Genomic DNA, 13,575 nt, shown 5'->3' with positions numbered 1-13,575 from the left:
TAAGGTCCCACGAGAGAGCGCAGCCCCTCACCCGGATTGCATCCGGCGATGCAATCCAACCTCTCCCATGGGAGAGGTGAAGCCTCCTGGTATGCCTGCCGGACGCATGGCGGGTTGCATAATGATACTGGCGCTGACATCGGAACCCGGCTAATCCACTGCCTGCATAAAGCGAGATGTCAGGACAATGGCCGATACGATCCAGGAAGTGCTGCAAGCCTTTGCGAAGGGTGAACTCGTCGTCGTCACCGACGATGACGATCGGGAAGGCGAGGGCGATTTGATCGTCGCGGCGTCGTTCTGCACGGCGGAAAAGATGGCCTTCATCATCCGCCACACCTCCGGCATCGTGTGCGCGCCGATCACCACCGAGGACGCCCGCCGGCTGCGGCTCGACCCGATGGTGGCGCATAACGAGTCCAACCACACCACGGCCTTCACCGTCTCGATCGACTACAAGCCCGATGGCGGCACCGGCATCTCGGCCGACGAACGCGCCTCCTGCTGCCGCGCGCTCGCCAATCCCAATGCCGGCGCCAACGATTTTGCGCGCCCCGGCCACATCTTCCCGCTGATCGCGCGCGATGGCGGCGTGCTGCTCCGCTCCGGTCACACCGAAGCCGCGGTCGATCTGTGCCGGCTCTCCGGCCTGCCGCCGGTCGGCGTCATCAGCGAGCTGATGAACGACGATGGAACCGTGATGAAGGGCGAGCAGGTCGCAAAATTTGCCGCCGCGCACAAGCTCAAGCATGTCACGATCGCGGACATGATCGCCTATCGCCAGGCACGCGAGAAGCTGATCGAGCGGGTCGCGACCTTCACCACCGAAAGCCCGATCGGCCCCCTGCAAGGCTATGCCTATCGCTCGCCCTTCGACGAGATCATGCACGCCGCCTTCGTCTATAACGGCATCGGCGACGGCCGGGACGTGCTGACCCGGCTGCACAAGCCCAATATCGTGACGGACCTCTTCACCGGTCCGGCGCGGATGGAAGCCGTGTTGCGGCATTTCAAGGAAGCCGGCCGCGGCGTGCTGGTCTATCTGCGCGACGGTGCCGCCGGTGTTCCAGTCCAGCCGGTGAGCGAGCAGAAATCGGCGGAGGCCGATCGCAACAAGCAATGGCGCGAGGTCGGCGTCGGCGCACAGATCCTGCGCGATCTCGGCATCACCTCGATCCGCCACCTGACCTCTTCGGTGCACGACTACAAGGGTTTGTCCGGTTTCGGCATCGAGATCGTGTCGAACGAGAGGCTGGAGTGCTGACGCGGGTCATTCCGGGCGCGATGCGTGAGCATCGCCCCGGGCGTGACATACGCCCAATTCAATTGCGCTTCGCAGCATAGCGCTTTAATTTGTCCGCCAATTTCCGAGTGACGATGCGAAAGGATGTTTCATGAGCGTGCGCCCCCAGGCCAAGGACAAGCCGGCTGCCGCCAGCTTCCAGTGGGATGATCCGTTCCTGCTCGACGACCAGCTCACCGAAGACGAGCGCCTGATCCGCGACACGGCGCGGGCCTATGCGCAGGACAAACTGTTGCCGCGGGTCACCAAGGCCTATCTGGAAGAGAAGACCGATCGCGAGATCTTCAACGAGATGGGTGAGCTCGGCCTGATCGGCGTGACGCTGCCCGAGGAATATGGCTGCGCCAATGCGAGCTACGTGGCCTATGGCCTGGTGGCGCGCGAGATCGAGCGCGTCGACTCCGGCTATCGCTCGATGAACTCGGTGCAGTCGTCGCTGGTGATGTATCCGATCTACGCCTATGGCGACGAGAACCAGCGCAAGAAATATCTCCCCAAGCTCGCGACCGGCGAATGGGTCGGCTGCTTCGGCTTGACCGAGCCGGATGCCGGTTCCGATCCCGGCGGCATGAAGACCCGCGCCGAGAAGGTGGCCGACGGCTACAAGCTCAACGGCGCCAAGATGTGGATCTCGAATGCGCCGATCGCCGACGTGTTCGTGGTGTGGGCCAAGTCGGCCGCGCATGACAACCAGATCCGCGGCTTCATCCTCGAGAAGGGCATGAAGGGCCTGTCGGCGCCGAAGATCGGCGGCAAGCTCTCGCTGCGCGCCTCGATCACCGGCGAGATCGTGCTCGACAACGTCCTGGTGCCGGAAAGCGCACTGCTGCCCAACGTCTCCGGCCTCAAGGGCCCGTTCGGCTGCCTCAACCGCGCCCGCTACGGCATCTCCTGGGGCGCGCTGGGCGCCGCCGAGGACTGCATGCACCGCGCGCGCCAGTACACGCTCGACCGCAAGCAGTTTGGCCGCCCGCTCGCCGCCACCCAGCTGGTGCAGAAGAAGCTCGCCGACATGGAGACCGAGATCGCGCTCGGCTTGCAGGCCTCGTTGCGCGTCGGCCGCCTGATGGACGAGGGCAAGATGGCGCCCGAGATGATCTCGATCGTCAAGCGCAACAATTGCGGCAAGTCGCTCGACATCGCCCGCATGGCGCGCGACATGCACGGCGGCAACGGCATCCAGATCGAGTATCACGTGATGCGTCACGCCGCGAACCTCGAGACGGTCAACACCTATGAGGGCACGCACGACGTCCACGCGCTGATCCTCGGCCGCGCGATCACCGGCATCCAGGCGTTCTCGTAAGGGACGTCATCCCGACAGCGTAGGATGGGTAGAGCGAAGCGAAACCCATCTTACTGCCCACCATGCGGCTCGCATGATGGGTTTCGCTGCGCTCTACCCATCCTACAAGATCGCATTCCGGGCACCTCCCATGGCCGACAACGACGACATCCCGTTCAACCGCGATTTTCCGCTGAAGGCCGGCGTGGTCGAGCAGGTCCGGCCCGGCGTGCGCCGCGTCCTCTGCAACAATCCGAGCCCGTTCACCTTCACCGGCACGGTCAGCTACATCGTAGGTCAGGGCAAGGTCGCGATCATCGATCCCGGTCCCGACGATGAGGCGCATGCGAAGGCGCTGCTCGATGCGGTCAAGGGCGAGACCGTGACGCATATCCTGGTCACCCATACCCATCGTGATCATTCGCCGAACACGCCGCGGATCAAGGCCGCGACCGGCGCACCGGTCTATGCCGAGGGGCCGCACCGCGCCTCACGCCCGCGCTTCGAAAGCGAGAAGCACAATCCGGAATCCGGCGCCGACCGCGATTTCCGGCCCGACATCGAGGTCAAGCACGGCGACGTCATCGAGGGCGCGGGCTTCGCACTGGAGGCCGTCGCCACCCCCGGCCACACCGCCAACCATCTGGCGTTCGCGTGGGCCGAACGCAGCATCAATTTCGTCGGCGACCATGTGATGGGCTGGTCGACCTCGATCGTGGCGCCGCCGGACGGTTCGATGATCGACTACATGGCCTCGCTGGAGCGGCTGGAGCAGCGGCCCGAGCAGCTCTATTTCTCCGGCCACGGCCCGGAGATTCCGGAAGGCCCGCGCTATGTCCGTTTCCTGGCGCGGCATCGCCGGGCGCGCGAAGCGTCGATCCTGCATCGCCTCGGCAAGGGCGAGGCCGATATCCCGACCATGGTGCGGGCGATCTATATCGGGCTCGACCCGCGCCTCGCCAATGCCGCCGGCTATTCGGTGCTGGCGCATCTGGAGGATCTGGTCGCGCGCGGCATCGTGGCGACGGAAGGCGATCCGGTGATCGGCGGTACGTACCGGATGGCTTAGTTCGTCATTCGGGGCTCGCCAACGGGTCCGCGCGAAGCGCGGCCCGATGGCGCGCCCCGGAATGACGCTAGCGCGTCATTTCTTCACCGACTTCGCCGGCGGCGCCTTCGGCGCGACCGGGGCCGCCTTCTTCGCCGGCTTGGCGTTTTCGTTGTCGGCGGCGGAGTTGAGGTCCTCGATCAGCTTCTTGACGCGCGCGGCGTTGCTGCCGAGATCGGTGTCGAAATAGCGCGAGGCGGAGCGGATATCGACGCGCGAGTCCTCGTCGTCGGGCGTGACCCGGATCGAGACGTCTTCGCGGAAACCCATGATCGGCGTGCGGGCCACCGCCTCGATGCGGCCGATCCGGCGCGGCGGCTGCGGCGCGCGTGCGTCGATGACGAGCCATTTGCGGCGGTTCACCAGCCGCAAGGTCATCTCATAGGCACGGTCGACCGGGGTTTCCAGCTCGACGGTTTCGATATCGGGATAGGCGGCGCGCTGCTTCTCGGCCGAATAGAGGCCGGCATAGGCGGCCGGGTTGGTGCCTTCGCCGGTGCGCAGCCGCGCCAGCGCCTCGAATTTCGGCGGGTCGATCGCGTCGGTGGTGACGTCGTAGATCCGCGGCAGCTTGCGGTACTGATAGGTGAGATAGGCCGGGTAGCCTAGGATCGCGGCGTCGATCAGGAACGCGAGCAGGATCCGGCCCATGCCGCGGGTGCCGTTCTGCCAGATCGCGGCGAAGGCGGCCAGCCCGAGCAGGATCGACAGGCCGGCCAGGCCCAACGCGCCGAAGAAGGTGGCCAGCGCCGGTTTGACCTCCAGGAACCCGAACCGGACGATGATGATCGAGACCACCACCGCGACGACGGAGAAGATGGCGAGGTTGCGCGACCAGGTGGCGAGACCGGACACGGGCTCCTGCTGGTAGGGAGCGGAAAACCTGCGCGCCATCGTCGAAAAATCTGCCGGTTGAGATGTCCTTGGGCGACCTCAGCCGCCGCCAATGATCGTGTGAGACCACGGACCTGCGGCGAATTCAAGGGATTTGGGGGACGAAGCGTCCTGGACAGGCGGCCATACCCCGGCCACGGCGTCAACCAGGGTCATTCAAGCCGCAGCAGCTTCGTAGCCCGGATGGAGCGAAGCGAAATCCGGGGCAGGTCTTTCCGTCGAACGCCGAACCCGGATTGCGCTTCGCTCCATCCGGGCTACGGTTTCTCGCCCTACGCCGCAGCAGTGGGGAACGTGTAATCCTTGAACTGGTCGCGCAGCGCCGTCTTCAGGATCTTGCCGGTCGCGGTGTGGGGAATGCCGTCGACGAAGGCGACGTCGTCGGGCATCCACCATTTGGCGATCTTGCCGTCCATGAATTTCAGAATGTCCTCGCGCGTGGCGCTCTCGCCCTGCTTGAGCTGCACGATCAGCAGCGGCCGCTCGTCCCATTTGGGGTGATGGACGCCGATCACGGCCGCTTCCGCGACTGCCGGATGGCCGACGGCGAGGTTCTCGAGATCGATCGAGGAGATCCATTCGCCGCCGGACTTGATCACGTCCTTGGAGCGGTCGGTGATCCGCATGTAGCCGTGCTCGTCCATCGTGGAGACGTCGCCGGTGTCGAAGAAGCCGGCATCGTCGAGGATGCTGCCATCGACCCGGAAATAGGCCTTCGCGATCGCGGGGCCGGAGACCTTGAGACGGCCGAAGGTCTTGCCGTCCCACGGCAGCTCCTTGCCGGCATCGTCGGTGATCTTCATCTCGACGCCGAATGGCGGGTAACCCTGGGTCTGCAGGATGTCGAGCCGCTCCTCGCCGGTGCGCGCGTTGAACGGCGGCTTCAGCGTGGCCAGCGTGCCGAGCGGGCTCATCTCGGTCATGCCCCAGGCGTGGCGCACCTGGCTGCCCATGTCGAGGAACGCCTTGATCATCGAGCGCGGCATCGCCGAGCCGCCGCAGATCACCATCTGCAGATCCGGCAGCTTGAAATTGTTGGCGGCCATGTATTGCAGCAGCATCAGCCACACCGTCGGCACGCCCGCGGTATGGGTGACCTTCTCGGTCGACAGCAGCTCGTACACCGAGGCGCCATCGAGCTTCGGGCCCGGCATCACCAGCTTGGTGCCCATCGATGGCGCGGAGAACGCGATGCCCCAGCTGTTGGCATGGAACAAGGGCACCACCGGAAGCATTGTGTCCGACGCGGAGGTGCCGAGCGCGTCCTTCGAGTTGGCCATCAGCGCGTGCAACACGTTGGACCGGTGCGAATAGAGGACACCCTTGGGATCGCCTGTCGTGCCGGAAGTGTAGCACATCGCTGCGGCGGTGTTCTCGTCGAAGGTCTTCCACGCGAACTTGCCGTCGGATGCCGCGATCCAGTCCTCATAGGCGACCGCGTTCTTCAGCGTGGTCTGCGGCATGTGCGCCTTATCGGTCAGCACCACGTAGCGCTCGACGCTCGGCAGCTGGCTGGCGATCTTCTCCAGCACCGGGACGAAGGTGAGGTCGGTGATGACGATGCGGTCCTGGGCGTGGTTGACGATCCAGGCGATCTGTTCCGGAAACAGGCGTGGATTGACCGTATGGCAGATCGCGCCGATCCCCATGATGCCGTACCAGACCTCGAGGTGGCGCCAGGTGTTCCAGGCGATGGTGGCGACGCGGTCGCCGAGCTTGATGCCGTCGCGTTCCAGGCTCTGCGAGACCTTCAGCGCGCGGGCGTGGATTTGGGCGTAGGTGGTGCGATGAATGGGGCCTTCGACCGACCGGGTCACGACTTCCTGCGTGCCGTGATATTTGGCGGCGTGCTCAATAATCTTGTGGCACAGCAGGGGCCAGTCTTGCATCAAGCCAAGCATACGCAAATCCCTCCTCGATCCTCACGCATGATCTGCCGGCATCTTGGACGGCCGGCAGTAAAATCATGGAACTGACATGAACTGTAGCGCGGAGAAAGCAAGCCGAAAATGGCCTGATGGCGCGTTTCGTCGCGGGGGTGCGGCAATGGTTACCGCTGTCGCCGCGCTGCTTTGCCTTGGCATGCAAGCGGGGCCCGCGCAGGCCGCCCGCGGCGCGCCTGGCTTTCCCTGGGACGATCTGTTCGGCACCCGGCCGCACAAGGCGCACAAGGCGGTCCGCCGCTCAGCGGTGCCGCTGCCGAAGCCACGCCCCGCGGAGGCGCCGGCAGCAGCTGACGCGCCTGCGGCCGCTGAGCCCGAGCCGCCGGCGGCCGGGGCACCGCCACCGGCCGCGCAGGCTGCGAGGCCCGGCGAGACGGCCAGGCCAGCCGAAGCAGCCAAGCCCGCCGAGCCGCCGAGGCCGCAGCTTTCGGCCTGCCGGCAGGCGCTGACCGAGGAGATCGCGATCGCGCCGAGCATTCCGGATATCCACGGCGCCGGCGGCTGCGGCGGCGAGGATCTGGTGCGGCTCGAGGCCATCGTGCTGCCGGACAAGCGCAAGGTCGCGGTCAAGCCCGCGGCGATCCTCCGCTGCAAGATGGCAAGTGCAGTCGCCGACTGGGTCCGCACCGATATCGCCCCGCTGGCGCAGAGCCTCGGGGGCGGGATCAGCAATCTCGACAATTTCGACTCGTTCGAATGCCGCGGCCGCAACCGCATCGCCGGCGCGCAGCTCTCCGAACATGGCCGCGCCAATGCGCTCGACGTGCGCGCCTTCGGTCTCGCCAACGGCAAGTCGATCTCGCTGACCGACCGCAGCGTGCCGCGCGATCTGCGCGAGACCGTGCTGCATTCGGTCTGCGCCCGCTTCTCCACCGTGCTCGGCCCGGGCTCGGACTGGTACCACGAGGACCACGTTCATCTCGACCTGATCGAGCGTCGCAACAATTACAAGATCTGCCAGTGGAACGTTGACGATCCGCTGCCGCGTGTCGCGCCGCTGTTGCCGGCCGAGCGCCCCGAAGAGGCGCCGCCGCGCGAGGTCGCCGCAAAATCGGACGCGTCCAAGCCGGACTCATCCAAGCCGAACTCATCCAAGCCGGACCGATCCGAAGCCGACCGCGGCAAGGCCGATGAGCCGGATGCGGCGAAATCGGATGATGCGGCCGCGCCCGACGGCGCTGCTGAGACCAGGCCACAGCCAACAAAAAAGCGCCGGCAAAGCCGGCGCCTTTGATCGCGATCGCGACGTGTCTGAGATCAGTAGGTCGTGCGATCAGTAGGTCGTGCGATCAGTAGGTCGTGCCGCCGGCGCCCTGCAGCGCCATCTGCGGCTTGTAGGGCGAGTCGCCGTGCTTCGGCTCCAGCACCACGACGATGGTGCCGAGCTTGACGCGGTTGTAGAGGTCGATGACGTCCTCGTTGGTCATGCGGATGCAGCCCGAGGAGATCGACGAGCCGATGTATTCCGGCTGGTTGGTGCCGTGGATGCGGAACAGCGTGTCCTTGCCGCCCGAGTAGAGATACATCGCGCGCGAGCCCATCGGATTGTCTGGGCCGGGTGCCACGAAGGTCGGAACGCCGAGGCGCGAGATTTCGCCGGGGGTGGGATGCCAGGCCGGCCATTCGGTCATGCTGCCGACCTTGGCAATGCCGGACCAGGCCATGGCTTCTTCGCCGACGGTGATGCCGTAGCGGATCGCCTTGCCGTCGTTCAGCACGTAGTAGAGGTAATGGTTGTCGGAATCGACCACGATCGAGCCGGCGGCTTCCTTGCGGTGATATTCGACGATGGCGCGGCGGAACGGCTCGGCCACCGGGGTCTTGACGTAGGTGGTCTTGGCCAGCAGTTCCTTGTCATGCGGCTTGAAGGCGGCGGTGTTGGTGGCCTCATAGGTTGTGGCCTGCATGCAACCCGACAACATCAGGCCTGCGGCCAGGATCCCAAAGGTAACTTTGAACGACGACATGATTACTTCCAATCGAAAATCCACGTCTCAAAGCGCCACGATTGCGCCCTAAACGCCACGATTCCATGAAGGGCATTATTGCCGAAACGTGCCATTATTCCCAGAGTTTAGATGCCTTTCCCGCATTGCGGGACGTCGCCTGTGGCTTTTTTGCCGCAAGTCTTCTGGTGTGGGGCCAGTTTTTGTGCAAACAGGCAACGGTTGTTCAATCGAAGCTGCTTCAACGTCACATTCACCGCCGCTTGGCCGCCACAAAGGTGGATGTCCGGTTAATCGCCCGGTCATGAAGCGCCAGCCAGAATCGCGCTAAGTCGACGGGTCTTGCCAGCCCTGTTTCGTGGAGTTCGTGATGCTGTCGGTGTTCGTTCCCTCCGATTTCTCCCTCAAGAAGGCTGCCGCCACCGACCTCGGCGCGCTGCCGGAGGGCGCGGTCTGGGTCGACCTGGTGAACCCGACCGTCGAGGAGGACCGGGCCGTCGAGAAGCTCGCGGGGATCGCGGTTCCGACCCGGGAAGACATGCAGGAGATCGAGATCTCCAGCCGGCTCTATATCGAGAACAGCGCGCGCTACATGACCGCGACGCTGATGTGCCAGTCTGACACCGATATGCCGCGCACCACGGCGGTCACCTTTATCCTGACCGGCCATCGGCTGGTCACGGTGCGCTACGACCTGCCGAAGCCGTTCGCGCTGGTCGAGAACAAGCTGGCTCGGGCCTGTTCCCCCGGCATCACCGGCGAGCAGGTGCTGATGGAACTGCTGGATGCGGTGATCGACCGCTGCGCCGACATTCTGGAGCGCTGCGGGGCCGACATCGACCAGGTCTCCCACGACATCTTCGAGCCTGAGAGCCAGCGCCACGGCCACGCCAAGCAATATTCGCAGATCCTGATCGCGATCGGCCGCAAGGGCGACCTGACCTCAAAGGTCCGCGAAAGCCTGGTCTCGATCGGCCGCCTCGTCACGTTCCTTTCGGCGATCGTGGAGGGCGTGAAATGGTCCAAGGACATGCGCGAGCAGCTCAAGACCATGCAGCGTGACGTGGCCTCACTGACCGACCACGCTTCCTATCTCTCCAACAAGATCACCTTCGTGCTCGACGCCATGCTCGGCGTGGTCAATCTGGAACAGAACAACATCATCAAGCTGTTCTCGGTGATGGCGGTGGTGCTGATGCCGCCGACGCTGATCGCCTCGATCTACGGCATGAATTTCAAGGCAATGCCGGAACTCGAATGGGCGCACGGCTATCCGTATGCGCTGGTGCTGATGCTGATGGCGGCGATCGTGCCGTACTGGATTTTCAAGTGGAAAAAGTGGCTGTAGCGCTGGTTCCACACGTCGCGTTTTGGGACGCGCTTTCTGCCTTATTTCCTCTGCTAAAATTTGAGCGTTGCGCTGAACGTTTGGGCGAAACTTGTCTGCGATAACGCCCGCCTCGAAGCCGGAGGACAGCAATGGTTGAGAAGATCATAACGCCACGGCGTAACGTCATCGACTTTGCGCGCTATCAACACGACCGCGCAGCAGGCAAGGTGCAGGCGATCTCGCCGAGACTTTGCCGTTACTGTGGCGCTGCGTTGCTGGATGGCGAGGACGAAGACGATTGCTCCAGCGCGTTGAGTGACGTCGCGCTGCAGCCGCTTGAGAAGAAATCTCGTCGGTTCTATGCAGACTAGAGGCTGAGGCCTTTTGGAGGCAGAAGCCTCGTCTGCGTCGTTGCGCCTGCAATCGAAGCAATCCCAACGTGACGGCCGCGGCGGCGGCCGGGATCGCCTCGAACCTCTCGCTTCCTTCCCCGAAATAACATCCAAGCCAAAGCTCAGACGTGCTGGCCACCGTTGATGTGGATCTCGGCGCCGTTGACGTAGGAGCTGGTTTCCGTGCACAGCACGTAGATGATCTTGGCGACCTCGTCCGGCGTGCCGAGGCGATGCATCGGGATTTGCTGGTCGACGATCTTCTCGGTGCCCGGCGACAGGATCGAAGTATCGATCTCGCCCGGTGCGATCGAATTGACGCGCACGCCGACGCGGCCGAAGTCGGATGCCATTTCCCGCGTCAGTGATGCGAGCGCGGCTTTCGAGGTCGCATAGGCAACGCCTGCGAACGGATGGACGCGCGAGCCGGCGATCGAGGTGACGTTCACCACCGCGCCCTTGGCGTGCCTGAGCTCGTCGATCAGTCCGCGGGCCAGCATGATGGGCGCGAAGAAGTTGACGCGGAACACGTGCAGCCACGTCTCGATATCGGTGTCCATGGTCCCGAGCCGCGCGCCGCCCGCACCCTTCGGCGAGATCGCGGCATTGTTGACGAGCGCGTGCAACTCGTCGTTCACCAACCGCTTGCGGATCTCGCTGATCGCGCGAACCGTGTCGTCATGATCGCCGAAATCGACCTCGATGTGATCTTCCGGTCCAGCGCCCCAGGGGCAGACTTCCGGAAATGCATGCCGCGAGCAGGTGATGACGCGCCAGCCGGCGGAAGCAAACCGGATCGCGGTGGCGTGACCGATGCCGCGGCTGGCACCGGTCAGGAGCAGGGTACGGCGCGGCGCGTTGGAAGGAGGGGACATGGTGTCTTTCAGGTTGGCGTCTTTTAAGCTGTCGTCATCACGGATAGAGCCGCACCTTCGACCATGCGCTGCCGGCGCCGTCGCGGCGGAATTCGATGCGGTCGTGCAGGCGGAACGGGCGGTCGTGCCAGAACTCGAAGCGCTGCGGCGTGATCCGCCAGCCGCTCCAGCCCGGCGGACGCGGCACCTCGCCGATGACGTATTTCGCGCCGGCCTTGGCGATCGCCTGCTCGAAGGCGAAGCGGCTCTCCAGCGGCTGCGATTGCTTGCTGGCCCAGGCGCCGATCTGCGCCTGCTTCGGCCGCGTGGCGAAATAGGCGTCGGCCTCGGCGTCCGTCACCGGGGTCACCGCCCCGCGGATGCGCACCTGACGGCGCAGCGATTTCCAGTGAAACAGTAAAGCGGCCTTAGGGTTTGCGGCCAATTCGCGGCCCTTGGCGCTGGCAATGTGGCTGTAGAACACGAAGCCGTCGGCATCGAAGCCCTTCATCAGCACCATCCGCACGTCGGGCAGCCCATCGGCATCGACGGTTGCGAGCGCCATCGCGTTCGGATCGTTCGGCTCGGACTTGACCGCTTCCGCAAACCATTCGCCGAACAGGGCGAACGGCTCCTCCGCCGCGGTGAAATCACCCGATGTTAACGGTGTCGGGTGTTTGATGGAGGTCGTGTCGGTCATGTCAGGAGTCCCGATTTGCATTCGCCCGCGTCCGAGAGCGCGTTTCTAGCCCTATATAGGGCATGGGCGCGCGTTGGCCTATCGGCGATCCACCCTGCGGGCGCGGTGGTGACCTTGATCCTGATCGGCGTCGGCGCAAGCGGCTGCAGCCTGTCGCGCACCGATGCTTTCGCCAAGATGGACGACAAGGATGTGACGGGCTCGATCAACCCGACCCAGGTCAACGCGGTGATGCCGACCGACAGCGATCTCGCCTTTGCCCGCAACGCCGCCTCCGACGTGCTGACCAAGGGCGACAAGGATTCCAGCCAGCCCTGGGAAAATCCCCAGACCGGTGCACGCGGCTCGGTGACGCCGCTGGCCCAGGCGTATTCGGGCGAGGACGGCAAGACGTGCCGGGATTTCCTCGCCAGCTATGTCAATGGAGCCACCGAGACCTGGCTGCAGGGCGCCGCTTGCAAGGCTGGACAAGGCCGGTGGCAAATCCATAGCCTGAAGCCCTGGAGTAAATCCTGAAAGTCCCGGCCGATGCCGGCGCCAAGCTAGTTGCAAAAATGCCACTGAGCCCCCACATGAAGGCAAAGTGGGCCCGGATGGGTTCCCGGCCACAACTGATTTTCCCGTGAAGGAGACGTGACGGATGCGCGACCCCTATGAGGTCTTGGGGGTGCAGCGGAGCGCCAGCGCTGCGACGATCAAGAGCGCCTATCGCAAGCTCGCCAAGAAGCATCACCCTGACAACAACAAGAACGATCCGAAGGCGGCTGCCCGCTTTGCGGAGATCAACACGGCCAACGAGATCGTCGGCGACGAGGACAAGCGCAAGCAGTTCGACCGCGGCGAGATCGATGCCGACGGCAAGCCGCGCTTCCAGGGCTTCCCCGGCGGCGGCGCCGGCGGCCGTGCCGGTCCCGGCGGCTTCGAGTACAGCTTCCGCGGCGGCCCCGGCCCCGGCGGCGGCATGGGTGGCGGCAGCTTCGAGGACATCCTCAACAGCATGTTCGGCAACGCCGCGCGTGGCGGCGGTGGCGCGCGCGGGCGGGCGAGCCCGTTTGAATTCGAAGGCGGCGGGGTCGGCGTCGACCTTGATCTTTCGGTCGCCATGACGGTGTCGCTGGAGGAATCGGTCAGGGGCGGCGACAAGCGCGTCCGCCTGCCGACCGGCCGTGAGCTCAACGTCAAGATTCCGCCCGGCGTCACCGCCGGCCAGCAGATCCGCCTGAAGGGGCAGGGCGACACCGCGCAAGGCCACCCGCCCGGTGACCTCCTGATCACGATCTCGATCGCGCCGCATCCGTTCTTCAAGGTCGACGGCAACGATCTCCGGATCGATCTGCCCATTACCCTCTACGAGGCGGTGCTGGGCGGCAAGGTCCGGGTGCCGACGCTCGGCAGCGCGGTCGAACTGTCGATCCCGAAGAACACCTCGAGTGGCCGTACCTTTCGCCTCAAGGGCAAGGGGTTGCCGAAGGCGGGGGCCGTCGGCGACCTCTACGTCACGACCCGCATCATCCTGCCCGACGGGAACGATGCCGAGCTTGAGGCATTGATGCAGACGTGGCGGGAGCGAAATTCCTACAATCCGCGCAGCGATCTCGGCTGACCGCCGAGAGCGCGCCCCAAAAGACGCAAGAGACGCGAAACTGCAACTACCCCGGACTCTATCGGGGTAGACGCGGGCGTTGCGAGGGCGTCAAAGGATGACCGGCCGTCCGAAGTCCAAAATCTGCGGCGTGCAGATCGGATGCGGAAAAAAGAGTGCGGCCTCGAGAGGGGGACCAGCGCGGTACACAAAACCCCAATCGAGGCCGCGTGCGCCG

Annotated in this window: 13 protein-coding genes; 8 read left to right on the top strand and 5 right to left on the bottom strand. The window is 64.8% G+C overall.

The window, feature by feature from the left end:
* The first annotated feature begins 187 nt into the window (after positions 1-187).
* From ribB to ACVIGB_RS20290, 3 genes are all read left to right on the top strand, one after another.
* Positions 188-1,264 (top strand): 3,4-dihydroxy-2-butanone-4-phosphate synthase, encoded by a 1,077-nt coding sequence (ribB, locus tag ACVIGB_RS20300; RefSeq protein WP_092124713.1) that lies wholly within the window; start codon positions 188-190, stop codon positions 1,262-1,264.
* A gap of 130 nt (positions 1,265-1,394) precedes the next feature.
* Complete coding sequence (locus ACVIGB_RS20295; RefSeq protein WP_456721319.1) at positions 1,395-2,609, top strand: acyl-CoA dehydrogenase; 1,215 nt, start codon at positions 1,395-1,397, stop codon at positions 2,607-2,609.
* A gap of 130 nt (positions 2,610-2,739) precedes the next feature.
* Positions 2,740-3,657: an MBL fold metallo-hydrolase gene (locus ACVIGB_RS20290; RefSeq protein ID WP_456725123.1), complete on the top strand. Its 918-nt coding sequence runs from the start codon at positions 2,740-2,742 to the stop codon at positions 3,655-3,657.
* Between the two features lie 75 nt (positions 3,658-3,732).
* Here the strand turns inward: ACVIGB_RS20290 and ACVIGB_RS20285 are convergent, their stop codons facing one another.
* Complete coding sequence (locus ACVIGB_RS20285; RefSeq protein WP_456721320.1) at positions 3,733-4,590, bottom strand: DUF1499 domain-containing protein; 858 nt, start codon at positions 4,588-4,590, stop codon at positions 3,733-3,735.
* Positions 4,591-4,862: 272 nt separating this feature from the next.
* The gene (locus ACVIGB_RS20280) at positions 4,863-6,491 is read right to left on the bottom strand and encodes a fatty-acid--CoA ligase (RefSeq protein WP_456721321.1); all 1,629 of its coding nucleotides are present in this window, start codon (positions 6,489-6,491) and stop codon (positions 4,863-4,865) included.
* Between the two features lie 76 nt (positions 6,492-6,567).
* Here ACVIGB_RS20280 and ACVIGB_RS20275 point away from each other — a divergent pair, with 76 nt between their 5' ends.
* Complete coding sequence (locus ACVIGB_RS20275) at positions 6,568-7,767, top strand: extensin family protein (protein ID WP_456721322.1); 1,200 nt, start codon at positions 6,568-6,570, stop codon at positions 7,765-7,767.
* A gap of 55 nt (positions 7,768-7,822) precedes the next feature.
* On the opposite strand, the gene ACVIGB_RS20270 is transcribed toward ACVIGB_RS20275, so the two are convergent.
* Positions 7,823-8,500: a L,D-transpeptidase gene (locus ACVIGB_RS20270; RefSeq protein ID WP_092124718.1), complete on the bottom strand. Its 678-nt coding sequence runs from the start codon at positions 8,498-8,500 to the stop codon at positions 7,823-7,825.
* 349 nt (positions 8,501-8,849) lie between these two features.
* On the opposite strand from ACVIGB_RS20270, the gene ACVIGB_RS20265 reads away from it, so the two are divergent.
* Positions 8,850-9,827 carry a magnesium transporter CorA family protein gene (locus ACVIGB_RS20265; RefSeq protein WP_456721323.1) on the top strand — a complete coding sequence of 326 codons (978 nt, stop codon included), beginning with the start codon at positions 8,850-8,852 and terminating at the stop codon, positions 9,825-9,827.
* Between the two features lie 131 nt (positions 9,828-9,958).
* Positions 9,959-10,180, top strand: a complete 222-nt coding sequence (locus tag ACVIGB_RS20260) for a hypothetical protein (protein ID WP_092124719.1) — start codon at positions 9,959-9,961, stop codon at positions 10,178-10,180.
* 143 nt (positions 10,181-10,323) lie between these two features.
* Here ACVIGB_RS20260 and ACVIGB_RS20255 read toward each other — a convergent pair whose 3' ends face one another.
* Together ACVIGB_RS20255 and pdxH are read right to left on the bottom strand one after the other, a co-directional pair.
* Positions 10,324-11,076 carry an SDR family NAD(P)-dependent oxidoreductase gene (locus ACVIGB_RS20255; RefSeq protein ID WP_092124720.1) on the bottom strand — a complete coding sequence of 251 codons (753 nt, stop codon included), beginning with the start codon at positions 11,074-11,076 and terminating at the stop codon, positions 10,324-10,326.
* Between the two features lie 37 nt (positions 11,077-11,113).
* Positions 11,114-11,755 carry a pyridoxamine 5'-phosphate oxidase gene (gene pdxH / locus ACVIGB_RS20250; protein ID WP_092124721.1) on the bottom strand — a complete coding sequence of 214 codons (642 nt, stop codon included), beginning with the start codon at positions 11,753-11,755 and terminating at the stop codon, positions 11,114-11,116.
* A gap of 108 nt (positions 11,756-11,863) precedes the next feature.
* On the opposite strand from pdxH, the gene ACVIGB_RS20245 reads away from it, so the two are divergent.
* Both ACVIGB_RS20245 and ACVIGB_RS20240 read left to right on the top strand, forming a co-directional pair.
* Positions 11,864-12,271 carry an RT0821/Lpp0805 family surface protein gene (locus ACVIGB_RS20245; protein WP_092126933.1) on the top strand — a complete coding sequence of 136 codons (408 nt, stop codon included), beginning with the start codon at positions 11,864-11,866 and terminating at the stop codon, positions 12,269-12,271.
* Positions 12,272-12,395: 124 nt separating this feature from the next.
* Positions 12,396-13,358 carry a DnaJ C-terminal domain-containing protein gene (locus tag ACVIGB_RS20240; RefSeq protein WP_456721324.1) on the top strand — a complete coding sequence of 321 codons (963 nt, stop codon included), beginning with the start codon at positions 12,396-12,398 and terminating at the stop codon, positions 13,356-13,358.
* Positions 13,359-13,575 lie beyond the last annotated feature (217 nt).

The sequence above is a fragment of the Bradyrhizobium sp. USDA 4341 genome, from assembly GCF_054063755.1.
The sequence above is the reverse complement of the archived record's forward strand: the minus strand, read 5'-3'. Positions and strand labels throughout refer to the sequence as shown.